This is a genomic window from Capilliphycus salinus ALCB114379 (assembly GCF_047276495.1).
Classification (GTDB): Bacteria; Cyanobacteriota; Cyanobacteriia; order Cyanobacteriales; family Microcoleaceae; genus Capilliphycus; species Capilliphycus salinus.
Map to the genome: position 1 here is coordinate 4,601,266 of NZ_CP178543.1, position 23,832 is coordinate 4,625,097.

General features: G+C 43.1%; 16 protein-coding genes. 7 read left to right on the top strand and 9 right to left on the bottom strand.

The genetic code is table 11. From position 1 onward, the window contains the following. Positions 1-29: 29 nt before the first annotated feature. Positions 30-1,991 carry an ABC transporter ATP-binding protein gene (locus ACL6C3_RS18590; protein ID WP_413160524.1) on the bottom strand — a complete coding sequence of 654 codons (1,962 nt, stop codon included), beginning with the start codon at positions 1,989-1,991 and terminating at the stop codon, positions 30-32. A 520-nt stretch (positions 1,992-2,511) separates the two neighbouring features. On the opposite strand from ACL6C3_RS18590, the gene ACL6C3_RS18595 reads away from it, so the two are divergent. Together ACL6C3_RS18595 and ACL6C3_RS18600 are read left to right on the top strand one after the other, a co-directional pair. Further along, entirely contained in the window at positions 2,512-2,805 is a 294-nt protein-coding gene (locus ACL6C3_RS18595; RefSeq protein ID WP_413160525.1) for an SH3 domain-containing protein, read from the top strand. A 110-nt stretch (positions 2,806-2,915) separates the two neighbouring features. Then, complete coding sequence (locus ACL6C3_RS18600; RefSeq protein ID WP_413160526.1) at positions 2,916-3,257, top strand: hypothetical protein; 342 nt, start codon at positions 2,916-2,918, stop codon at positions 3,255-3,257. A 65-nt stretch (positions 3,258-3,322) separates the two neighbouring features. Here ACL6C3_RS18600 and ACL6C3_RS18605 read toward each other — a convergent pair whose 3' ends face one another. The 3 genes from ACL6C3_RS18605 to ACL6C3_RS18615 all read right to left on the bottom strand — a co-directional run bounded on the left by ACL6C3_RS18605 (position 3,323) and on the right by ACL6C3_RS18615 (position 8,993). Next, the gene (locus ACL6C3_RS18605; RefSeq protein ID WP_413160527.1) at positions 3,323-7,000 is read right to left on the bottom strand and encodes an MHYT domain-containing protein; all 3,678 of its coding nucleotides are present in this window, start codon (positions 6,998-7,000) and stop codon (positions 3,323-3,325) included. 343 nt (positions 7,001-7,343) lie between these two features. Then, entirely contained in the window at positions 7,344-8,477 is a 1,134-nt protein-coding gene (locus ACL6C3_RS18610; RefSeq protein WP_413160528.1) for a glutathionylspermidine synthase family protein, read from the bottom strand. An 84-nt stretch (positions 8,478-8,561) separates the two neighbouring features. Next, positions 8,562-8,993 carry a hypothetical protein gene (locus ACL6C3_RS18615; RefSeq protein WP_413160529.1) on the bottom strand — a complete coding sequence of 144 codons (432 nt, stop codon included), beginning with the start codon at positions 8,991-8,993 and terminating at the stop codon, positions 8,562-8,564. 185 nt (positions 8,994-9,178) lie between these two features. Between ACL6C3_RS18615 and ACL6C3_RS18620 the strand changes: the two genes are divergently transcribed. The 3 genes from ACL6C3_RS18620 to ACL6C3_RS18630 all read left to right on the top strand — a co-directional run bounded on the left by ACL6C3_RS18620 (position 9,179) and on the right by ACL6C3_RS18630 (position 11,690). Continuing rightward, a complete protein-coding gene (locus tag ACL6C3_RS18620; RefSeq protein WP_413160530.1) occupies positions 9,179-9,529 on the top strand; it encodes a hypothetical protein in 351 nt (116 codons plus the stop codon). Between the two features lie 116 nt (positions 9,530-9,645). Then, positions 9,646-11,166, top strand: coding sequence for an AAA family ATPase (locus tag ACL6C3_RS18625; RefSeq protein ID WP_413160531.1), 1,521 nt, complete (start codon positions 9,646-9,648; stop codon positions 11,164-11,166). 170 nt (positions 11,167-11,336) lie between these two features. Then, positions 11,337-11,690: a DUF1257 domain-containing protein gene (locus ACL6C3_RS18630; protein WP_413160532.1), complete on the top strand. Its 354-nt coding sequence runs from the start codon at positions 11,337-11,339 to the stop codon at positions 11,688-11,690. Positions 11,691-11,817: 127 nt separating this feature from the next. Here ACL6C3_RS18630 and ACL6C3_RS18635 read toward each other — a convergent pair whose 3' ends face one another. Then, positions 11,818-17,217, bottom strand: a complete 5,400-nt coding sequence (locus ACL6C3_RS18635; RefSeq protein ID WP_413160533.1) for a CHAT domain-containing protein — start codon at positions 17,215-17,217, stop codon at positions 11,818-11,820. Between the two features lie 253 nt (positions 17,218-17,470). Here ACL6C3_RS18635 and coaE point away from each other — a divergent pair, with 253 nt between their 5' ends. Both coaE and hisA read left to right on the top strand, forming a co-directional pair. Then, positions 17,471-18,076, top strand: coding sequence for a dephospho-CoA kinase (gene coaE, locus ACL6C3_RS18640; protein ID WP_413160534.1), 606 nt, complete (start codon positions 17,471-17,473; stop codon positions 18,074-18,076). 31 nt (positions 18,077-18,107) lie between these two features. Further along, entirely contained in the window at positions 18,108-18,881 is a 774-nt protein-coding gene (hisA, locus tag ACL6C3_RS18645) for a 1-(5-phosphoribosyl)-5-[(5-phosphoribosylamino)methylideneamino]imidazole-4-carboxamide isomerase (RefSeq protein ID WP_413160535.1), read from the top strand. Here the strand turns inward: hisA and ACL6C3_RS18650 are convergent. The 4 genes from ACL6C3_RS18650 to dndD form a co-directional block, all read right to left on the bottom strand. Further along, positions 18,878-19,669 (bottom strand): calcium-binding protein, encoded by a 792-nt coding sequence (locus ACL6C3_RS18650; protein ID WP_413160536.1) that lies wholly within the window; start codon positions 19,667-19,669, stop codon positions 18,878-18,880. The genes hisA and ACL6C3_RS18650 overlap by 4 nt on opposite strands. Before the next feature lie 155 nt (positions 19,670-19,824). Continuing rightward, on the bottom strand, positions 19,825-21,000 hold the full coding sequence (locus ACL6C3_RS18655; protein ID WP_413160537.1) for an NAD(P)/FAD-dependent oxidoreductase: 1,176 nt from the start codon (positions 20,998-21,000) through the stop codon (positions 19,825-19,827). Between the two features lie 89 nt (positions 21,001-21,089). Continuing rightward, the gene (locus ACL6C3_RS18660; protein WP_413160538.1) at positions 21,090-21,617 is read right to left on the bottom strand and encodes a hypothetical protein; all 528 of its coding nucleotides are present in this window, start codon (positions 21,615-21,617) and stop codon (positions 21,090-21,092) included. 227 nt (positions 21,618-21,844) lie between these two features. Further along, positions 21,845-23,830, bottom strand: coding sequence for a DNA sulfur modification protein DndD (gene dndD, locus ACL6C3_RS18665; protein ID WP_413160539.1), 1,986 nt, complete (start codon positions 23,828-23,830; stop codon positions 21,845-21,847). Between the last annotated feature and the right edge of the window lie 2 nt (positions 23,831-23,832).

Consider the following 23,832-nt stretch of genomic DNA (forward strand, 5'->3'; position numbering starts at 1 on the left):
ATTTATACTCCCGACAGAACTAACAAAATTTAACTCGCCAATTGTTTAATATCTCCCGTTGGAATTGAAGCAATTAGCTGACGAGTATACTCGGTTTGCGGACGCTGATAAATGTCTTCGGCTTGACCGATTTCTTCGATTTTCCCCCGATTCATTACCATAATGCGATCGCTAATAAATTTGACCACACTTAAATCGTGGGAAATGAAGATATAAGTTAACCCAAATTCGGCTTGTAGTTCCTTTAACAAGTTCAAAACTTGGGCTTGAACCGAAACATCTAAAGCGGAAACTGACTCATCACAAATGATAAACTTGGGGTTTAAAGCCAACGATCGCGCAATACAAACTCGCTGTCTTTGTCCCCCGGAAAATTCATGGGGATAACGTCCCATCCAGTCCGGTTTCATTTCCACTCTTTCTAATAAATAAGCTGCGCGATCGCGCCGTTCTTTCCCGTTTTTACCGACACCATGAATTAACATCGGTTCCATAATTGTATCTCCAATTGTCATCCGAGGATCGAGGGAACTAAAGGGATCTTGAAAAACAATTTGCATTTCTCGCCTTAACTTTTGTCGCTTTTGATCATATTCTTTTTGTTTGTTATAGTTCTTAATCTTGTCAAAAACGGAAGCTTGAGAATAGATTTTCGTAATATTTTCCCCATCAAATATCACTTTCCCGCTGACCACCGGAATCAGTTGTAATAACGCTCTGGCTAATGTACTTTTACCACAGCCGGACTCTCCAACTAAACCCAAAGTTTCCCCTTGATAAACCTGAAAAGAAACATCATTCACCGCCATAAATAAACGTTTCGTTTCCCCAAACATTCCCGAAACTTTAAACCCAACTCGCAGGTGTTCAACAGAAAGTAAAGCCGTTGTAGAAGCTTGTCTCTCTTGGGGCGGAGAATTCAACCCTTGAATTTCATTCATTTCTGTGTTCTTTTCTCGAATTTCTAACTCTCCCGTTGCGCCGGTTTCAACTTCCATAAAATCAGAAATGGTCGGGAGACGTTCAACTTTAATATCGAGGGGAGGACGACAAGCTAATAAACCTTTTGTGTAGGGATGTTGTGGCGTTAAAAAGATGGAACGAATCGAACCCGATTCAACAATTTTACCCCGATACATAACCGCAACGGTATCCGCAATTTCAGCAATGACTCCCAAATCATGGGTAATAAAAATCATTGACATTCCCCGACGACTACATAACTCCCGTAATAAATCAAGAATTGTCGCCTGTACCGTCACATCTAAAGCGGTTGTGGGTTCATCTGCAATTAACAAAGTCGGGTTACAAGAAATCGCGATCGCAATCATTACCCGTTGCAATTGACCCCCCGAAAGTTCGTGAGGATAGCGGTCAAGCATGGCTCGTTTTTGAGCGTTAACATAGCCCATCAAATCCCGTCGATCATTTCGTTGTTCCTTGGCAGTTTTTAGAGTATTATTGGGGGTATCTGTTGCAGCAAGTTCGGCTTCTACTCGTGCGAGTAATTCTTCATCGGAGGGGAGAAGTTTAACTTCTTGAAGCAAAGAAGTTGCTTTCCACATCGCCTGTCGAGGCGAAACGTCTTCGTGTTGTTTAATCGCTTCTGTCAGTTGAAAACCGATAGTATAAACCGGGTTCAGAGAACTCATCGGTTCCTGAAAAACCATCGCAATTTGTCCCCCTCGAAATTGCTGTTTTTCTTGGGGTGATAATTGCAGTAAATTAATCAATTCTGAATGAGGCTGAGATTCGTTGAGATTGTTGCTGAAACGAAACAAAATTTCTCCACTGACTTGAGAAGTATCGGGAGAAAGCAACCCCATAATGGCGAGAGAGGTGACGGATTTTCCCGAACCGGATTCGCCGACAATACCGAGAGTTTGTCCGCGTTTAACCTGAAAAGAAATATCGTTGACCGCTTGTACAACCTTTTCGTCACTTTGAAACTGAACTCGCAGATTTTTGATGTCTAAAACAATATCTTTCATAGATACTTGAAACTCAACCCATAAATTTTATTAATTCTATCAGCCAACCGCAGTAGAGATAGATCATTGACTACAGAATAGCTCAAGTTTGCTCCCCGTCAAATTCCCCCGCTCGTCCGTCATCAGTTGTCGGGTGTCAAATTCCCCCGCTCGTCCCTCATCAGTTGTCGGGTGGGTCAAATTCCCCCGCTCGTCCGTCATCAGCGAGTTAATGGTTTGACCCACTCTACTTTGTCCTCAGCATCCCTTCAAGTGCAATAACTCAAATTATGGTGATTTGACCTCAGTGGAAATACGGAAATGAGTGAGAAAAAAAGTTTTTTTGTTTTTCCGAAGAACTACTGATGGCGCTCGGAATTTTCTGAGGCAATAATAGAAATAAGCAAGCAAAAAGCTTGAAAACAACGCAAAAAAAAGGCATTAAAAACTTCGGCTCTTATTGGCTTTTCATCCAATTAATGCCGATTTTCTAACCTGCTTATAAAGTTTAATTCCATTAATTTTACCTGAGGATAAACCCATGAAATTGAAGCAAATTTTATTGACCATCACTGCTGCTGCTAGCGTTTGTGTTGCGACTGCATTACCTGCATTTGCTACTTCTGCTCGTTTAACTGCAAATGATCCCGGCGCTCAAATTAACGTTCGGACTGCACCAACCACTCAAGCGAATTCTCCTCATTATGGTGTAGCTGGAGACTGGGTAGAAGTTTTAAATAGTTCTGACGGAGGAGATGGATATATTTGGTATTATGTTCGATTTTATCAATCCGGTGCAGAAGGTTGGGTTCGTTCCGATTTTCTCTCTTTCTAATCACTTTATTCGACCATTATTGTAACCTCTGTTGTGTTCCTCTCCGACTCGGAGAGGGATTTTTATTCTCGACCAATTTAGCGTAATTTTCACAAACAGGAGCGAGTTTAATGTTTGACCTAAATCAACTTATGGGAGCGGCTGATTTAATTTCTGATTTAGCAGGTGCAAAAGAACGTCAAGTACGACAGATCAAGTTTTTTCGCGACAAAAAAGGAAGCATGGGAATCGCTTTTTTTGACAATCAAACCATTCACGGTGAATACTGGATTGAAAATATTATGGTTCCCGCAGAATACGAAGCGACCTTCAAGGCTAGCGGGTATAAAATTGGGACTAAATATGATGTGTTTTTGTTTGGTTTGCAGCCTTTCAGCGCCAATAAAGAAGTCTTAAAAACTCCCGGCGTTCAAAAACGTCTATTAAATCTGATTTTTGAGGCGATGAAATAATTAGATTTTAGGACTTATTTAAAAACCCGGTAGATTGAAAAACCGGGTCTTTAGGATGTCATTAATTATGATGATTTTACGACTATTTTAGACTCGGTTAATTCCATAATATGATCGTAACGAAAATTATCAACTAACTCTTTTAAAGTATCTGCTAAGATTTGATTTTCGGGAGGAATGTAATCAATTAGTTCGCAAATTAATAAATCGCTACAAGCTTGAGCCGCTTGATAAAGCTGTTCAACCCAGTCTTTTGGCATTGTCTCTAACGCCTCAATACTCGAAACAAACTGCATCTTTTCCGATTCAAAAGATTGATAATATGAATGACTATTTTGAGATTCATCTTCAGCATACATATATTGAATGCCCAAATGTTTTCTAATCACTTCCAAGAGTTCATCTTGTTGAAATGGCTTCCCGACAAAATCCTGACATCCCGCCTCAAAAACCGCTTGTTTTTCTGACTCAAATGTACTGGCTGTCAAAGCAATAATAACAGGTTTTTTCGCCAAAGACATAGCATTAATGTGTTGAGTCGCCTCCAAACCATTCATTACAGACATTCGCATATCCATTAAGATTAAATCGGGTTGCCAACTCGAACAAATTTCAACCGCTTCTTGACCATTACTCGCTTCTCGAATTTCAAAGCCAATTTCCGATAGTAATTTCACCAGTAAAAGACGATTAGCGGGTTGATCTTCGGCGATTAAAATCCGAACATTTGGCTGTTCGGGTGCCAAACGGATAATACTTTGAGAAGGATAGTTTCTGTGATGATTTTGAGGTTCAATACAAGTGAGAGGGATTTCAAAAGTAAATGTACTCCCCACATTAACTTCAGATTTAACGGTTATTTCTCCACCCATCAGTTGCACAAATTGTTGACTAATCGATAATCCCAAACCCGTACCCTCGCCGGATTTTAAACCGCTTTCAGTTTGATAAAAGGCTTGAAATAACCGCTCTAATTCATGTTCAGCCATACCCTGACCTGTATCTGAAACTTCAAAGCGAATCGTGACAAAATTGCTTTTAACCGAACGATTTTCTGTTTCTATTCTTTGGGGTTTATAAACTCTAAATGCTCTTAAAATTATACAACCTGATGCGGTAAACTTAATTGCATTACTCAAAAGATTAATTAAGATCTGGCGCAACTTCTTTTCATCTGCGTTTACCCATTGAGGTAATTGTTCGTCTTGTTCAAATCTCAGCAATAATCCTTTCGATTCGGCTTTCAAACGCAACATTTTTTCTAAATTTTCCAGCAGACGAAGTAAATCAAAATCCGTTTCCGTCAGCGTCACCCGACCCGCCTCAATTTTTGACATTTCTAAAATATCATTAATTAAATTGAGCAAATGTTCACCGGCTCGACTGATAATTTCCAGATGTTGATGATGTTCAGACTCGATACTAGAATCCTTATTCATCAATTGTGCAAAACCCAAAATAGCATTTAACGGCGTGCGGAGTTCGTGACTCATTGAAGCTAAAAATTCACTCTTAGCCTTGTTCGCTCGATCTGCGGTTTCTTTGGCTTCTTGAAGTTCTTCGGCTTGCTGTTGAGTTTTAGCAAATAATTCCGCTTGTTGAACAGCTACCCCCAACTGACTTCCAATTTGAGTAATAATTTTAATTTCTGCTTTTGTCCATTCTCTCGGTGTTCCATTTTGATAGGCGCAGAGTAACCCCCATAAATTAGTTCCACAGAAAATCGGTGCAATGGTATAAGAACGAGCTTGTAATTGCTCTAATAAATTCAGATAACAATCATCAAATCCGGCTTGATAAATATCCCGGACAGAGCGATAATAACTTTTTCCTTGACGATAAAATCCGCCTTGATTTTCTTTTAAATAAGTATCTTCTATCCAAGCTTCGCCGCTTTCGAGTAATTTCGCCGTACAATTGGGCTGATTAACTGTAATTTCAGTGAGATAGGCTTGATCTTCGCTGGTGGGGATTAATTTTGTCCATCCTGACATCACAGACTCGGCGATCACTTCTCCACTCCAGTCGGGGTTGAAACGATAAACCAGAACCCGCGAACAACACAACGCTTGTCTTAGTTCTTCGGTGGTTGCATTAAATATCGTTTTTAGTTCGAGAGTTTCCCGCATTCTTTGCATGACTTGAACAATTGATCTTTCCCGTTTTGCATTTTCTTGTAAGGCTTGTTCAACTTGTTTGCGTTCGGTAATATCGGTATTAGAACCCGCCATGCGATAAGGTTTATTGTTACTATCCCACAGCGCCACACCCCGACAAAGTATCCATCGAATATTTCCTTGTTTAGTGATAGCTCTAAACTCGACTTCATAGTAAGGAATTTCTCGATTTAGATAGTTATTTAGAATGTTAAAAACCCGTTCTGAGTCTTCGGGATGCAGGATTTTTTTAAACGAGTCGAGATGGTTGGGTAATTCCCAATCACAATAACCTAACATAGCTTTCCAGCGAGAAGATATATAAGCTTTTCCACTTCGGATATCCCAGTCCCAAATGCCATCGTTTGACCCTTCTACAGCTAGGGAAAATCGTTCTTCTGAGGCTCTCAAAGCGGCTTCGGTTTGCTTTTGTTGGGTGATGTCGCTAACCGTACAAACGACTCGCTCAACACTACCGTTTTCTGAAAGTTGGGGAGTGGCGTTCACTAATAGCCATTTCTCAGGATTTTTCGGTTCTGATTCGGCAATTCCGATAATAATATTACGAACAGGTTGACGTTGACGAATGGCAGATTGTACGGGAAGTTTTTCTAGGGGAAAATCGCTGCCATCTTCTTGTAAAAACTGCAAACTTTTACCAAAGATTTGAGGGGTTTCGGTTTCGGGTTGTAGCTTTAATAATGTTTGTGCTGATAGATTGCTCGTTAAAATATCAGCACGATTATTTAGGAGTAATACGCCCACTTGCATTTCCCGAATCAGAGTCTGAAACCGTTGTTCGCTTTCTGCCAGGGCTTTTTCTCGCATTTGATGGGCGTATAGACGCCGATCAAAAAAGCTGCTAACCAGGGTAAAGATTAATAGAATTAGGGTAATTATAGCCACCCCAACCGCCAGCAAACATTGATTAAACTGGGCGAAAGTATCAGTCGGTAATACTCCTTTTGCAAAAAAGTGAGTTGCCCACATTCCACTATAGTGCATTCCACTAATTGCAACTCCCATAATTGTTGCGCTGCCTATTTTTTGCCAAAGTTCCTGGCTACCATTTGAATTTTGCGATTGAAATGCTAATCCCAAAGCGGCGCCCGATGCTAGTATCGCTATGATAATAGATAAAATGACAATCGGGAGATCGTATCGCATTTGAGCTTGCAGTTGTAGGGCTGCCATGCCTGTGTAGTGCATCAAAGCGATCGCAATTCCCATACATATACTACCTCCAATTAGCCATAATCGATTGGCATTCGGTTGACGCAATAGCCATAATGCCAAACCCGAAGCGGCGATCGCTAACGCTAGAGATAGTGATGTTATAGGCATATTGTAGTGTATGGGTATGGGTAAATGAAAGGCAAGCATGGCGATGAAGTGCATTGACCAAATTCCGCCTCCCATCGCGATCGCTCCTCCCAATAACCAGATCAGGCTTTTCCGTTTGTGATGTTCAAGTTTCACCTGTTTTGCTAAGTCTAAAGCGGTATAGGAAGCGATGACAGCGACGATCAATGAAAGCGCGATTAAGCTTTTGTTATACTGACCCAGTATTTCTGTTGTGATTTCCATAGATTTTGATCTTGATGAGTTTTGAATTTATTGGTTTTTTGTGCTGTGCGTCAGCTTTGATCTGTTTTTATTTTGCATCAATAAAAATTGATGGTTTTGCCAATTTCTATTGATGCCAGTCCGGGTGCGAATAAAATTTTCATGTAAATCCGTAAAAATAAATTCAACCCAACTCTATGTTTAAAAACCGCACTCTGATATTTGAAGAGTGACAAAGGTAAAATTTTTTTAGGGTTTTACCTTGGCTTTTTAAACCCGAAAATCTCTTGGGGTTCGCCCCAAATTTGAGGGAATGAATTTGTACGTTTAGGCAAGGCAAGAGGGTAAAGGAAGCTCTGAGAATTCAGACAAAGTAGTGAGGGATAAACTGGCTGGTATTTTGGGTAATGGGAGTTTGATCTTCTCGAATACCGATTCCGGCTGCTTCCTCACCGATAATCCACGATCCAATAACAGGATAATAACTGTCAAACTGGGGTAAGGGCCAGTAGGACTGATAAATTAGGGGTTGGTCTTGATAGATGCCTTCGGTTTGATAGGAGCGATCGCCATAATAGATGGTAACATTACCCCCTTCGCGGGAAAAGATCGGTTTACTCAGATAAGGATGCTGGAGTTGAGTTGAGTCAAAATAGGCGGGTAGTAGGTTGGGATGATCGGGAAAAAATTCCCATAAAATGGGTAAAATGGCTTTGTTGCTGAGGATCATTTTCCAAGCCGGTTCTAACAGCAGCATCGGTTCATTTAAAAGCTGTTTTCCGAAGTCTTCGTCGATCATCCATTCCCAAGGGTAAAGTTTAAACAGGGCTTGAATGGGATTGTTTTCGAGGTCACAAAAGATTTCTTGGGTGAAGTTCCAGCCGATTTCATCTATATAGAGATGTTGGGTTTCAAACCCGGCTTGAATGGCGACATCTCGCAGGTATTCAACGGTTCCGAGGTCTTCTGTGCTGTCCCGTTCGCAGGTAAAGTGTAGATATCTTTGGCGACCAGATAGGCGAGAATAAATATATTGAAATTGTGCCAGTAGTTTTTCGTGAATGGAGTTAAATTGATCCGCATCGGGGAAGACTTCTTCTAACCAGGTCCACTGAACAATACTGGCTTCGAGTAAGGCGGTGGGAGTATCGGCGTTGTATTCGAGGAGTTTGGGGGGACCGATGCCATCATAGACAAAATCAAAGCGACCGTACAGGGTGGGGTCGTCTCGTTCCCAGGACTGACAACAAATTTGAAAAAATTCTGGCGGGATGGAAAGCTGGCTGTAGCGTTCTTCTGCAATTATGCGCGCGACGGCTTCCAGACAAAGCTGATGGAGTTCTTCGGTTGCGGCTTCGAGTGAGTCTATTTCTTGAGATGTAAACTGATAACAGACGCTTTCGTTCCAGTAGAGTCCACCGTAGTTGTAAAAGTGAAATCCAACCTCATCGCATTTTTGCTCCCAGTGGGGACGCGGTTTGAGGGGGATGCGTTTCATAGCTACACCTGCTTTTTTAATATGATATTGATGATTTGCGATTAGAGTTCCCAGTTTGGGGACTTTTGACGACTTAAACTTAAGTTAACCGCCTCGGCTACCGGCTCGTCCCCCGACTCGGCTCCCCGAACCAAATCCGCCTCGCTTGACGGTACCAACCGAGGAACTGGGACGACTCGGAGAGGTGGTGACAATTCCGGCGCTGCGGGGTACGGATCGGGGAGGACTGTTGTAGGTGCGGTAATAATAGTATCTCCCACTGCGACGTCGGTAGTAGGGGCCATAATGATAGCCGGCGGGATAGGAACCATCGGTGATCGGTTCGCAGAGTTCGACTTGATTCCAATCTCGCTGACAGTCTTGGAGATTGCGATAAACTTCTCGTCTTTTAGAAGATTCACAGGCTTTGAGTCCGACGGATGCAATTAAAACAAGGGTCACAACTGCGGTTCTTTTCCGTTGGCGGGGAGGGGTTTTTGTCATAATTGGACTTTCCAAACCTTCTTCTTTCAGCATAGCTGATGGCCTAAATTCACAAGAAGTGCCTCAAATGCCGATTTTGTGCGGGTTTTTGGCTTTAGATCGCCCGTAAATGTAACGAAATGTAAAAAAAACACCGTCATAGCAGCATACCGTCTTGACATCTTAGAAAAATACCTTTATCTTGTAATACATACCCGGGTACACAAGTTCACTGTCCTATGCAAAGTAAGCAAAAGGTAACGTTATATATTCCGCCCCAACTGCACCGCCAATTAAAAATTAAAGCGGCAGTTGAATCAGAACCGATGTCTTCTCTAGCTGAACGGGCGATCATCTTTTACCTCAATAATCCAGAGGTAGTCGATGAAATAGAAGCATCACATGGGCAAACACATCGGGTATACTCTTGTCCCGAATGTGCCAACTCAGTTGTTCTCAGGGAAGGTGATCTCGTTTCACTGAAGAACCAACCGAGCGTACTGACCGAAGACGAACTCGATCTTCAACAAGTGCAGCAGGTTGATACCCCCTCCGCTCAACAGGGAGAAGAAAAATTAGTTCCCTGTTAAATCTATAAACTCTCGCTCGCAGTTTGGGCGCACCTGTCGTGTTCAGATTTGAGTGAAAGAGTTATAATAAACCCTTCACCAGATAATGTTGTACCGTCTCTATTGGATCGAGGACTATGCAAGAAGAACTAGGAATCTTAATTGAAGCTCGATATCCTCTGATCTACCTCGTCACATCCGAGGAGGAGCGGTCTGAGCAGACAATCGCCAGAATTGCACAGGCCAAGCGTCAACGAGAAGTTTATGTATGGACAGTCACCCGTGGCTTAGTCAAATACGATCAACCGCGCACCACTGTTCAGTCCAATACAGTTTCTCCCCAGGCGGCAGTTGAGTGGGTCATTCGACATCGAGAACCCAATGTAAGTGGCAGTATTTACATTTTCAAAGATTTGCATCCCTTTAAGGATTCTCCAGAAGTGACCCGGTGTTTGCGGGATGCGATCGCCAGTTTCAAAGACACCAACAAGACTATCATTCTGATGTCTCCGGTGCAAGAAATCCCGATTGAGCTAGAGAAGGAAGTGGTTGTTCTCGACTTCGCTCTACCGGACATGAAAGAGCTAAATCAAGTTCTGTCGGCTCAGTTGGAACAAGCCCGTTCTCGTCGAATCAGTACGGAAACGCGAGAGAAGCTCTTAAAAGCGACTCTGGGGTTAACGAAAGATGAGGCCGAGAAGGTTTACCGTAAAGCTTATGTAACGGCGGGTCGTCTAACTGAAGCCGAAGTTGAGATTGTTCTGTCTGAGAAAAAGCAGCTTATTCGGCGCAACGGGATATTAGAATATATCGATGTTGATGAAACGATTGATGCTGTGGGAGGTTTGGAGGAGCTAAAACGCTGGTTAAAACAACGTTCCAATGCCTTCACCGAACGAGCTAGAGAATACGGTTTACCGCAGCCGAAAGGGATGCTGATTCTGGGAATACCCGGTTGTGGAAAGTCTTTGATTGCGAAAACCACCTCTCGTTTATGGGGTTTACCCTTGCTGAGGTTGGATATGGGCCGAGTTTATGACGGCTCGATGGTGGGACGCTCCGAGGCGAACTTACGCAACGCATTAAAGACAGCCGAATCGATTTCACCTGCAATTCTGTTTATCGACGAGCTAGACAAATCCTTCGCGGGAAATTCAGGTTCAGCCGACTCCGATGGCGGAACATCTAGCCGAATCTTTGGTTCTTTCCTGACTTGGATGCAAGAAAAAACATCACCTGTGTTTGTGATGGCGACGGCGAACCGTGTGGAACGATTACCAGGAGAGTTCTTGCGGAAAGGACGATTTGATGAGATTTTCTTTGTAGACCTTCCCACTAAAGAGGAACGGCAAGATATTTTCAAAATTCACCTGTCCAAACGACGTTCAGAAATTGACCGCTTCGACTTAGATCAGTTGTCTACGGTTTCTGAAGGGTTCTCAGGGGCAGAAATTGAGCAAGCGCTCGTCGCTGCAATGTACGAAGCTTTTGCTCAAGACCGAGAGTTTACGCAGCTTGACATCATAGCCGCAATTAAAGCGACACTACCGCTGTCGAAGACCATGAACGAACAGGTCACGGCCCTGCGAGATTGGGCGCGTCAGCGGGCGCGGCCGGCTGCATCTTCCGTCGCTGAATATCAGCGTATGGAATTTTAAAGGCTTTCTCCTGGTCCAAACAGGAGGATAGGCTAGCACAAAAAAGGCTAGCAGTTTCTGAAAAAAAACCGCTCTTGTCATCAGCGTCTACGCTACAAATTCAAGGCGGTATCCGTTAAAATCCAAAACCGTTGTTGTTTCGTTTTCAGTTCCACTAGGAGGATATCCCAATGTCTCATTTCAGCACTCTGCGTACCAAAATCTCTGATGCCGAAATCTTAAAGACTTCTTTACGCGATTTAGGTATCTCTGTTAAGACTAACGCAGATGTTCGCGGCTACAATGGCCAACGTGTTCGCGCTGACTTAGTAGCAGTTCTCGAAGGTGAGTATGATTTAGGTTGGTCTCGCAACAGCGATGGCACCTATGACCTGATCGCTGACCTGTGGGGCGTTGCTAAGAAGCACAACCAAACCGAATTAATCAACTCTATTAACCAGAAGTACGCTGTTAACAAAACTCTGTCTGAAGTTAAGCAGCGTGGTCTGCAAAACGCCAACGTTAAGTTGATCGTTCAAAAATAGTCGCTCTGAGCGTTCCCAAGCTTGCGGGTTAACCAGTACGGGTTAGCCCGTTTTTTTTGGGTTAAGAAGGGAATAGGCAAGAGATAATATTCATAGTTCATAATTGATCATTCATAATTCATAATTCTTACCAAGGACTTCCAATTAATGTAAAACCCGCCCAGTAGAAGGGATGAGACAAACTAACATCACCCCTCACCGCAATTTCTGGGGGTAATTCCACATCTGCGGTAATGGTCTTTTTCTGATAGACTAATTTTCCATCTTCTAAACGAACTTTCCCCTGTAACATGGCGAGTTGGGCTTGTCTGAGGGCTTCTGCTTTGATGGGACTGTGTAACAACGCATCATAAAAGGTACTCATCAGTCCCAAAGTTCCCGCATCACTAACGTACCACAAACTGGCGATCGCTGACTTTACCCCGGCTTGAATGGCGAGTCCCGCAAAACCCAATTCCGCTTCTTCATCTCCAACTGCGGTGGTACAAGCACTCAAAACTAAAAGTTCGACGGGGGGCTGATCTAAACGTAACTGACGCAGTTCATCCAACCATAATTTTTGGTCCCAAAATTGAATATAAGACCGGTTTGCACCCCCGGCTAAAAACTCCCCGTGTGTGGCTAAATGAATAATCTCAAATTGTTTTTCTTTGCGTTGGTTGGTGAGATTATCAATGGTAAATTCTTCGTTGAGAAAGGATTGACCGGGCCATTTATTTTCCTTAACAATTAAACTCAATTCAAGGGGAACCGCAGGTAAAGGTTCTTGGGTGGGGTCGGTAAATTTAGACGCTCCCATCGCCAAAACTTTTGAGTTTTTCAGGTGAACATAACTGGTATCGGTTAAACTCAAACTGGGAATTAATGCTAAACTATAGTCTTCTAACAGAAACTTTTCGCCGTCGTATAATGCAGCAATGGGTAAGGTTCTTAACCCCGCATCCATTGAAAAAATTAACGTTTTAACTTGATGCTTTTCTAACTCGGCTTTTAAGGGTAAAATCAACCAATCATAGAGTTGTTTTCCGGTCATTTTATATTCGGTATCGCTTAGACTTCTGGGGCTGCGAATTTGATTGCTAAATTCTCGAACAACTTGTAATAGTTCTTCTCGTTTGATTTGGGTACTTTTAAATAGAGGTTGACCATCGGGTAAAACCAGCCGCATTTCTAATTGATTGGCTTGTATTGAAACGTATACAATCGCCGGTTTGTGTCCGGTTAGTGTGGTAATATCGCTCAGGGTTTGACGAATACTTTGATCGCTAACTGGATTTTTATTGATATTTTCACCAAAATATTTGATAAATTCCTGACCGCGAAACAAATCAATTTGTAAGACGGATGAGGAAAAAGTAGAAGTGGCAATTTGATCGCTTGAAACGGTTGTTCCTTCCAGTTGAATGGGAATATTTTCTATGTTTTGGGCGATTTCTTCATTGTTATTCAAATTATCATTTTCTGTGATAATATCCGTTGGTGAATCTACATCTTCACCGAGGGGAGTTTCTCCATTTTCTGAAGGATTAGACGGGTTTTCTGTTGTGGGTTCTAAAGGATTATCTTGAATAACGGGTTCTTGATTATCTGGGGTTTGATTGGGAGTTTCTGGGGGAATATTATCTTCGTTTGCTTCGGGTTTTTGGGGAGGATTTACGGCGTTATTTGTCGGGGGTAAAGCGGTGATTTCTCCGTTTGTAATTCCCCCAACCGTACCGTTTAAAGTCGCATCTCCGATTTCAAATGTGTTGCGGGTTGATGCGGGAAGAACGATGCTTCCCCCTTCCTCTGAACCAATTGCAGATATACTGGCTTCAACTTGATTTGCTGCTGTAAATGTTCCGGTCGCCCGAAAGAAACGTTGGGTATTTATTTCTATATTTCCTCCGGTTTTTGCGGCTTCTGTATTAATCGAACTGACTTCAATATCATTGGGAGAAACTAGGCGAATATTTCCCCCGTTTCCCTCGGAAGAAGTGGCTTCTAGGGTTCCGGTTGTAATGCGATCGCCGGACTGAACGGTAATATTTCCAGCGTCTTCAGTGGCTTCTGTGGATAGATTTCCAGTGACAATTTCGCCCCGTTCGCTGGTGAGGTTAATCTCTTGATTGGAAGTAATATTATTGGTTTGAATTCTACCGTCTGCTTGAATATTTACCCCGGTGAGATTGCTATTTGGATTGGTGTTAATATTCCCCCGGACAACGACATCACTTTCTTGACTCACGAGATTCACTTGAGGGTTTGCTTGGGTTGAATTCGAGACAGAATTAGAAGAAATCGTGATATTTCCGGTTTCAATGGCTTCTGTTGCTTGCAGATTAATTTGACCGCCAGATTGTAAATTGCCGGTGGTAATTTGACCGCTAATACTGGTGAGTTGTAATGTTTGACCTGTTGTGCTAATATTACCTAAGAATATATTGCCATCCGCTTCGATTTGAATTGCTGCATTATTAACGCCGGTAATTGTTCCTTCTGCAACCACAAAACCGGGAAAATTAGGCGTTCGCAATATAACCGGATCGCGAAAAGTAATATCTCCCGCTACTGTCATCGGTCCGCTGCTATTTGACCGACCAATAGTTATTAATTCAAACCCATTTGCAACTGCATTCAAATCGCTTCCACTCAAGTCCAAAGCCTCTGTATTCGCCTGATTTCCTAATGTAATGGCTTGGCGGTTATTGGAGGGTTGTAACCGCAAAAACCCATTCCCCATAATTGAGTTATTTCCCCCAACAAAATCAATCTCATTGGCGGTTAATTCTATTGTTGCTTGTGGGGAACCTGTATTTTGAATTTGTCGGGAAGTAATTCGCCCCGACTGACTGGTAACAGTAATATTCTGACCATTTGTAATCAGATTTCCCAAACTAATATCATTCAACGCATTAAAACTCAAACTCGCATCATCCACTCCCGTCAAAGTATAAGGACTACCCGATGAATTCGTTTCTGTATTAATTCGACCCAAAGGAGATTGAATCAAAATCGGGTCTTGAACCGTTAAATTTCCCTGAATAGAAACCGTCCCTTTACTATCCGATCTTCCGATAATAATTTGGTCAAAACCATTTTGAATCGTTCCCATTTCATCGGATGTTAAATCTAAGGACAACCCCGAATTATTCCCGCTGTTGGCGATCGCAATATCCTGGGCGTCTGTGGCGGGTTGTAGAATTAAATTTCCGCTTCCTTCTACTAGATTTGTAATATTAATCTCGTCGCTGGTGAGAGTAACATTACCCGTTAAACTCCCCGTATTTTGCCTTAATTCTTGTTGGCTGCTATTCTCAAATGAACCCGTCCGAATTGTCTCGGCATTAATTTCGACTTCAGCTTCTAAATTAATATCACCGCCGGCGGTTCTCCCTTTAGCATTCACCGAATTTAAACTCAGTCTTTGAGAGGTCTGAACTTGAATATTTCCGCCCGTTCCCTCAGCAGAAGTCGCATCTAAACTATAAGAATCGGAGGAAAAACTAATATTCCCTTCCTCGCTATTAATACTAATTTTTCCCCCCTGCTGCGAACCCGAACTATTCACCAAATCAACTTCTATATTTTCCACAGCATTAACACTAACATCACCGCCTTCACCCGAAATCGGATTGAGGGCTTGAGTCGAAATTTCACCCGTAGTAATACTCCTCCCACTATTAAGAATAATATCCCCACTCTGATTTAAACCATTCGTTTGTAAATCGCCTGTAGAAATTTCACCTCGATTTGTAGCAATGGTAATATCCCCTCCCACACCCGAAGAATTCGCCGTTGAAACTTGACCGGTTTCAATCTCTCCATTAAACGTTGAACTGAGAAAAATATTACCGCCATTGGTAGAAAGATCGCCAATATTAAGGTCAACTCCTGTAATCGTAATCGTTCCACCGGCGGTTTGAATACTATCATCAGCACTCATAGAAAACACGCCGTTTCCATCCCCATCTGCATCGGCGGTAAACGTCACCGAACCGCTAGACGCTTGCAAATTAAGTTGATTATCCGCCAGGTCATTAATTGTAATATTATCTCGGGCTTCCAAAACAATATCGGCCGTTTCTCCAATCCGTTCTAAACTGGTTTCTGAAATGGTAAACTCCGAGGGATTATTCTCGGCTAAAATCTGATTATCTCGCAGAGAATTTTCATTTTCTATTGCTTCATTGCCATCAACAATGGTAATATTAAGAGGATCTAACAACAAAGTTCCAACGCTGCCATTTGCCCCCCGCAAATCAACGCTTCCATCTACGGTTAAATTTCCATAACTGGAGATTTCTGCAAAGCCGCCATTTCCGGTCACACTCCGGGCGTTAATACTGCCAAAAAACCGAGTTTCGAGATCCGACCAAATAATAATTTCTCCGGCGTTTCCCGTGACTTCTGCATTGGCTAATATAGAAGAATTACGATTAATAAAAGTAAAGTTTGCATTTGGAATTAACCCGCTTCCCCGCCGATCGCCCCCAATTCTGACGATACCTCCCCCGTTAATACCAGAAACGTCAACCAAAGCATCGACCAACCCCACCGTTTCCCCGACGATATTGACGCTTCCCGCTTCTGCGGTGGTACTTCCCGAAACGACGGCGACACCGTTAGATGTGGGGATTTCGGTCCCCGAATTCGTTAATTCTACCCGACCGTCGGCGAGTACCGTCACCCCGGTTGCGTGTTGGCGATCGCCTCCGGTTAACAGTTGGGGTAGCGACAGGGGCGCGATTTCCGACGAATACCCCCCCATGTCGGCTGTCGTCACTTCTAAATTGAGTAAATGTCCGGTTTGGCTGATGCGAAGAATTTGTTCGCCGGGAATGGCGGCGATGGTAATTTGGCCCCCCGGTGCGATCAGTTCCCCGGTATTAATGACATTGCTTCCTAATAAGCTGAGATTTTCTCCCGAGGCTACTGCAAGTGTACCTGCATTAATAATACTCCCCGATCCGGTTGCTGAAAACCGAAAAGCGTTAGGAGTCTCCACCAAACTCGCATAATCATTATTTCCAATTGCATTAAACCAATTTGAACCCAATCCAATTCCGGTAGCTGTTGTGACGGTAAAAGAAGCGGGAACATTTAAACTTGCATTCGATCCAAAAATCACCCCCGCAGGGTTCATTAAAAATAAATTGGCATTTCCCCCAGTCACCTGAATTAAACCATTAATAACTGAAGGATTTCCCCCGACCACCCGAGTTAAAATATTTTGAATGGAATTATTCGATAAAAAGTTGGCAACCTGTCCGGACTCAACATTAAACTCGGTGAAACTATGAAACAAATTCGCCCCATTTCCCGATAACTTTCCCCCTTCTATATTAATCTGATTTCCCTGTTGATTGGTAACGGTATTGGTACTGTTGGGTTCGGGAACAATCGGTTGAGCAACAACTTTTTTTGATTGGAAATCCGAGAAGATTTTCCATCGCCAACTCTCGGGAAATTCGTAAGTTTCCAAAACCAAAAGTATTGTCAGGGGTAAGGAGAAAACCACTGACTTGAGGTAGTTGCTTGGGTTCATTGAAAATCCTCCTGGGAAACTCCCGTATCAACCAGTTTAACAGTAAGTGTAAAAGGTCGCGAGTCTACCCTGATTTCCTCTAGTTAATTTTACCAACTCCAATGTATAAATCGTTTAATTTTTATCCTTGCTCCCCATACAGTCTAACCCAAAAACGGCTTGAAATTTCCGCCAATATTCGTTAAAAGGGAGCCACAGTCAACTATAGTAGATTACAGGCGATCGCAGAAATTAACTCACCGAAAACACTCTCATGCGTTTGATTGGCTTAACTGGGGGAATTGCGACCGGAAAAACCACCGTGTCCAACTATTTAACCCAGACTTACCCCTTTCCCGTTTGGGATGCAGATGTCTACTCTCGCGAAGCCGTACAACCGAATTCCCCCGTGTTGCAGGCGCTCGTTCGTCGCTACGGTACTGAGATTTTACTCTCTGATGGTAGCTTAAATCGTTCCCAACTCGGTAATATTATTTTTAATAGCTTAACAGAACGTCACTGGGTCGAAAAGCAAATTCATCCGATTGTCCGCGATCGCTTTTCTGACAATATTACCAAACTTCAGTATGAAGCGGGTAAAAATGCTACAGCGATTTTGGTAATCCCCCTGCTGTTTGAAGCCGAAATGACCGATTTGGTAACAGAAATTTGGGTAATTTCTTGTTCTGCCGAACAACAACGGTGTCGTTTGATACAACGAAGTAACGGTTCTCTCACCCCCGAACAAGCGATCGCCAGAATTGACAGCCAGATGCCGCTTGAGGAAAAATGTAAAATGGCAGATGTAGTTTTGGATAATTCCTCAACTGTGGAGGAACTCTGGCAACAAATTGATCAAGCGATCGCCAAAACCTCCTAAAATCTGGTTAAGACGATTACCCAAATACCTCATGGATGTCATTCCTGCGATTGATTTACTCGACGGACGCTGTGTAAGATTATACCAAGGCGACTACGAGCAAGCCCAAACTTTCAACGACGATCCGGTTGCTGTCGCCCAACAGTGGGCCGATCAGGGCGCGACTTGGTTGCACTTGGTCGATCTCGACGGCGCGAAAACCGGTCAACCCACCAACCATAAAATTATAGAAGCGATCGTCAACGCCGTTAATATTCCCGTCCAAGTGGGGGGCGGGTTACGCAGTCGAGAAACGGTTGCAACCCTGTTAAATTTGGGCGTGAGACGGGCAATTTTAGGCACTGTAGCCGTCGAAAATCCCCAGTTAGTCGCGGAGTTGTGTCAAGAATTCCCCCAACAAATTGTGGTTGGAATTGACGCCCGTGACGGAAAAGTTGCGACGAGAGGATGGTTAGAAACCTCGGAAGTGTTGGCCACCGAACTCGCCCATCAGATGGCACAGTTGGGCGCCAGCGCTATTATTTATACCGATATCCATCGGGATGGTACGTTACAGGGGCCGAATAAGGCGGCGCTGCGGGAAGTTGCAAACGAAGTCGCCATTCCGGTGATCGCTTCCGGGGGAATTAGTTCGGTGACGGATTTGTTAAGTTTGTTATCCTTGGAACCGTTGGGGGTAACGGGGGCGATTGTGGGTCGCGCTTTATACACCGGAGATGTTGACTTGAAAGAAGCAATTCAGGCCGTCGGTCAGGGACGTTGGCAGGATGTCCCGCCGGATTTTGGCGGTTCAAGTTTCGCCTAAAATCCGTCAACACTCACAAAACTTCCTTCGAGATCTTGAGGAGTAACCGCTTCGACAAAAGCGATAATATTTCCGGTAGATTCTGCCCGGATTATCGTTCCTGAAGTTAAGAAAGGTTCTCCACTAAGCAGAGGAAGAAGACCAAAACTGTCGAATATCTCTGTAATACCTGCGGAGAGTTCTAGATTGATAGATACAGTTACGTTTTGTGCGGCTTCTAAGGTTAGGTCATCTTCGGTTAATCCTCCGGTTAATCCCAATTGATCCGTACCTATTAGAAAGCTAGTAATCAAATCTGCATCATTAATATCCTGTGCATTTGACTCTACTTCCAAAATATAAAGCTTATTACCAAAATCCGTAAAAAAGTCTCGACCTGATATAAAGTCTCTGCCTTGATCTCCCGATAAAGTATCATTCCCCAGCGAACCGCCTATGAGGTCATTTCCCTGACCACCAAACATTAAATCATCACCTTCGCCCCCTATTAAAGCATCATTGTCTCTATTCCCAAATATAGAGTCATTACCGAGATCTCCACTCACTAAATCTCTACCTTGACCCCCAAACAGAGAATCTTGACCGCCCGAACCAGAAATTACATCTTCTCCTTGATTTCCGATAATTAGATCGTCGGCAAAAGCTGCACCAGTAACAGTATCATCTCCTTCTAAAAGCAAGACTCCTAATGGAAAATCTGCTGCTTGTTGAGCGGTCACAAAAACAATTTCAGAAGTAGAATCACCCAGTAAACGAGCTTCTCCAGAGGGATCGGGTTGTAGTACCATGCCAATCTTTCCTTTAAATGTGAAAAGTAACTCGGTTTCTACTTCTCTATCGGTTGAGATGGTGACTTTTTACGGATTTGGGTAAAATTTTTTTCGAGAATTGCAAAAATAATCTCCCGAAAGGCTTACAATATCAAGGTTTTCAATTTTCTGAGTTAAAGGGTTGAACGCAGGGGCGATAACTGTTTAACGAGTTCATCGGGTTGTCCGGTAACGTGGTTGGCGAAGCGTTGGGCGAGGGGCGGAACAAAAACCAACGGGTTACTAAATCCCGAAAAAATATGAATTCCGGTTAAATTGGGTATCGCACCAACCAAGGGCAAACTATCGGCCGTAAACGCCACCAAACAATGATACCAATGGGCGGGTAAATCTTGCAAAGCGGGTAAAATTTTCCCGATGGCGTTGCGAATTTGGGCTTCACTTTCGGCGGGATTAATTTTAGCATTCGGATCGCTTAACACCCGAGACGGCTGACCGATTCGCATTTTACCATTTAATAATTGTACCGCACTGGCATCAATAATTAAAGGAACAAATTCGTGTCCGGGTTCATCCCAAAGCGCTTCAAATTCCGGTTTGGCGGCGTCGGCTTCGAGTTGAAAGCGTTCCATTCCCGCAGACATAACAACGGTTCTTAAATTCGTCTCAACGGGGGGCGTTTCTAACACTTCGGTATGGGTGAAATGTAAACGAATTGAAATTCCCGCAGAGGTTAACAAACTCCGGCTTAAACCTCCCGCACAAATGGCGGTATTTTCTGCGAAATAAGTCTCATTTTTTGTTTTAACGCCCGTAATTTTATTTTCTTGTTTCACCAACTCCGTAACCGTATCAATTTCTAATTTACCCCCCAGTCGTTTAAAAGCGTCCAAATAGGCGAAATTGGTTTTTTCGGGGGAAATATGACCGTGAGTAACGGTAAAAGCTGCGGCGATACCGTTGGGGTTGAGAAGCGGTTCAATTTGACAAGCTTCTTCCGGGGTTAATAAGCGGGGGGGCGTGATAAATTTGGCGTAATTTTTGGCAATTTGTTCGGGATTTTGTTCGGGGGAAACGGTTAAAATGAGGTCAACTTCTCGAAACTCGGTATCGGCTTCTAATTCTTCGGATAAAATTTGATGACGCTGTTTTCCCTCTTGACAAAGTTCGCGAGTTAGGGGGGTACTTCCCGACCAATAAGCCAGTCCACCGTAACTGTAGCGAGTGGCGTTTTCAAAAGTTGGATTTTCTTCGATCAGGAGTACATTCAGACCTTTTTTCGCCAGTTCATAACTGAGGCTTGTTCCGGTAATTCCCGCACCAACGATAATCCAGTCATAGGTTGTCATAAGAGGAGTGAGAGTGTTGACGTCTATTTATATTTTGCCTTAATTTTACCGAATATTTCGATCAATTTTTGGGTTGGGATGAGATTCGGCTAATCAATGGGTTTGTATAATATCGTCTTTCCGCGACGTTTTCCCGAGTCTTCCCAACCTCTTTGTTGCAATTCTCCGATGCGATTTAGGGTGGTAATATAAGGGGCGGAAACGCCTAAAATATCGCCTAATTCTTTGGCTGTTTTTAGGGTGGTGGGTTGGTTTTTTTGTTGGGGTGGAGTGGGTTGGGTTTCTTGGGGGGATGGAGTCTCAGGGGTTTGACTTCTCTGAGATTGAAGTTGATGTTCGAGGGAGTTTTGAATGAGTTCATTTAGCCGATTTTCGACGGTTTTTAAAACTTGGGTTTCTAGATTTTGTTGTAAATACTGTTCAACCGTTTCTCGGATTATCTGATTGATAAGTTTATCTAAACTCTTGACAGAAGATTCCCCCATTTCGTCTAAGTAGTCAGCGATTAACTGGCTTAAAACTTCTGGTGTTGTTTTTTCATCTTCAATACACCTAGCTTGAAAACGTTGCCATAATTCCTGGCTAATTTTAAAGCTGGCTAGGATTTGTTCGTTCACATCTTTTTTGTTTGAACGCTCTACCAACGATTTTTACCTTAATTTTTTCAGTAGACATGATTAGTTGTCAGATATAAAAAGTTTAGCAAAAAAATAACCGATTTTAACTCTTAGAAAAGATTTTCAAATCGTTATTAAAAAGTTTTTCTATTTATTTTTCGATTAATAAGAGTCTTTTTCAATAAAAACGGCGAGATTTAGCTTCGACCGATGGACAACCTCTAAAGTCAAGAAAAGAAGTAACCCGCTTCGACGAGGGTTTTGCTTTGTTGGGAGTCGTATTTTAGCAGGTATTCGTGGGCGATGGCTTCTTGTTCCCGCAGGTTGATCAGTTCACTTTCGCCAATTTCGGTATCTGTCGATAACAGGATCACCTGATGACTCGCGGAGGGAAAATAACGTTCGATCAGGTTTTGGCGGTGAGAGGAGTCCAGGCGTCCGAGGGGGGTGTCGATGGCGACGGGGAGGTTGCGTCCCGATACCCTCGCCAGTCCCCACAAAAATGCGATCGCCAGGAGTTGTTTTTCACCCGCAGAAAGTCGATGTTTGGGAACAATTTTTCCTTCGATATTGTAGAGGGTGAGGCTAAAGTCGTCGCTGCTGATAATGACTCGATGAACCAAGTCTGATTTATGTAATAAATAACGAAAACATTCGGCAACTTCGACTTCGAGTTTATTCAGTTTTTTGAGGGTGAGTTTTTCTTTAAATTCGGCGAGGGTTTCTTGTACTTTTTGAATGGAGTCGAGAAGATGCTGACCGCTTTTGTATTTAAAAGTACCGTCGCCGTAGGTATCTAACTCTTTTTTGGTTTTGGCGATCGCGATTTTAATTTGATCCAAGTTTCGCCGTCCTTCTTCGTGGGCGGCTTGGGCTTTGAGGAGTTCAGTTTCCGATAGTTTGAGTTTGTCTTCTAGCTTTTTATAAACTTCTTCGGGCGGTGCCATTTCCAACTTTCTCTCGGTGGCGTCTATTTCATCCTGTAGGGTTTGCAGTTGTTTTAAGCAATCTTTCGTTTGTTGGGTTTGGGCGGGTAACTGGGAGTAGAAAATCGTTTTAAATTGACTAAATGTTTCCGAATCAATTTCTAAATAAGGCTGAATATCGCTTTCTATTTCTTGTTCTAGGGTTTGATTTTCTTGGTCTAGAAATGATTGTATTTGTTCGACGGATTGGGAATCGAGCGAGAGTTGTGTGATATAATTAATTAGGCGGCTATCCCGTTCTTGTAAGACTTCCCTAGCGGCGAGAGATTGTTGACGTTTGAGTTCTTTTTCGGCTTGAGTTTCCGCTTCAACAAGCAGGGGAGAAATCAAATGTAAGGGCAGGGTTTCGGCTGCCAGGTTTCGCAGGGTTTGGCGTTGGTTGTCGCGGGCTGTTTCTAATTCTTTAATTTTGCTTTTCAGTTGGGAACGTTCTTGGGCAATTTTACCCCCTTCTAAAATAAACTTTTCTGAGGCTTTCTTTTGATGTTTTTGGGCTAATTCCAGTTGCAGTTTAAGTTCTTCTAATTTCTCCTTTACAACTTTTTTTTGTTCCTCTTGTTGGGCGAGACGCGCTTCTATTTCTTCGATTTCCGCACGTTCTTCAACATCTGCAACTTCTTTTCGTTTGCGGTTGGCGAGAATGTTTAAATCGGTCGATAAACGGCTGGCGAGTTCGAGTCCTAACAGGTTATAAATAGCATCAATAACAGCTTGGGGAGGTTTCTCTAATTCGGCTAATTCTTTAACTTGTTCCCCGTCAAATAAGAACAGATTAGAAATTCCCAAAGGAAGAATATTTTCGATGTATTCATCCCAAATACTAATAAGAGATTTATCCGGCCATTCTCCGATAACAATCCCCAATTCATCTTTACCGTCTTTGGGGTTTTTTGTCCAGGTTCTCACGATTCGCCATTCTTCCATTTTACCCTCTTTGACGTGTTCAAATACGAGTTCTACCCTGGTTTTTTCGATGGGCGAAGCGTTGCTATTAACGCACTGGGTTAAAAAGTCATTGTAGCTGAGGTTTCCCCTCGTCGAACATTGGGCGCGTTGTCCGTAGAGGGCGAGGCGAATGGCGTCCATTAGGGTTGTTTTTCCCCCTCCGTTCATCCCTCCAAATAGGATGATGGGGCGGGGGTTTCCGTTGGTTTCCGGGCGAAGGTTGATGGTTTGTCTTCCTTGGTAGGGACCGAAGTTTTGCAGGACGAGTTCTAGGAATATCATGT

Excerpts from the sequence above, each read along its gene's own strand:
- ACL6C3_RS18590 (WP_413160524.1), bottom strand. The coding sequence starts at position 1,991 with ATGAAAGATATTGTTTTAGACATCAAAAATCTGCGAGTTCAGTTTCAA.
- ACL6C3_RS18595 (WP_413160525.1), top strand. The coding sequence starts at position 2,512 with ATGAAATTGAAGCAAATTTTATTGACCATCACTGCTGCTGCTAGCGTT.
- ACL6C3_RS18600 (WP_413160526.1), top strand. The coding sequence starts at position 2,916 with ATGTTTGACCTAAATCAACTTATGGGAGCGGCTGATTTAATTTCTGAT.
- ACL6C3_RS18605 (WP_413160527.1), bottom strand. The coding sequence starts at position 7,000 with ATGGAAATCACAACAGAAATACTGGGTCAGTATAACAAAAGCTTAATC.
- ACL6C3_RS18610 (WP_413160528.1), bottom strand. The coding sequence starts at position 8,477 with ATGAAACGCATCCCCCTCAAACCGCGTCCCCACTGGGAGCAAAAATGC.
- ACL6C3_RS18615 (WP_413160529.1), bottom strand. The coding sequence starts at position 8,993 with ATGCTGAAAGAAGAAGGTTTGGAAAGTCCAATTATGACAAAAACCCCT.
- ACL6C3_RS18620 (WP_413160530.1), top strand. The coding sequence starts at position 9,179 with ATGCAAAGTAAGCAAAAGGTAACGTTATATATTCCGCCCCAACTGCAC.
- ACL6C3_RS18625 (WP_413160531.1), top strand. The coding sequence starts at position 9,646 with ATGCAAGAAGAACTAGGAATCTTAATTGAAGCTCGATATCCTCTGATC.
- ACL6C3_RS18630 (WP_413160532.1), top strand. The coding sequence starts at position 11,337 with ATGTCTCATTTCAGCACTCTGCGTACCAAAATCTCTGATGCCGAAATC.
- ACL6C3_RS18635 (WP_413160533.1), bottom strand. The coding sequence starts at position 17,217 with ATGAACCCAAGCAACTACCTCAAGTCAGTGGTTTTCTCCTTACCCCTG.
- coaE (WP_413160534.1), top strand. The coding sequence starts at position 17,471 with ATGCGTTTGATTGGCTTAACTGGGGGAATTGCGACCGGAAAAACCACC.
- hisA (WP_413160535.1), top strand. The coding sequence starts at position 18,108 with ATGGATGTCATTCCTGCGATTGATTTACTCGACGGACGCTGTGTAAGA.
- ACL6C3_RS18650 (WP_413160536.1), bottom strand. The coding sequence starts at position 19,669 with ATGGTACTACAACCCGATCCCTCTGGAGAAGCTCGTTTACTGGGTGAT.
- ACL6C3_RS18655 (WP_413160537.1), bottom strand. The coding sequence starts at position 21,000 with ATGACAACCTATGACTGGATTATCGTTGGTGCGGGAATTACCGGAACA.
- dndD (WP_413160539.1), bottom strand. The coding sequence starts at position 23,830 with ATGATATTCCTAGAACTCGTCCTGCAAAACTTCGGTCCCTACCAAGGA.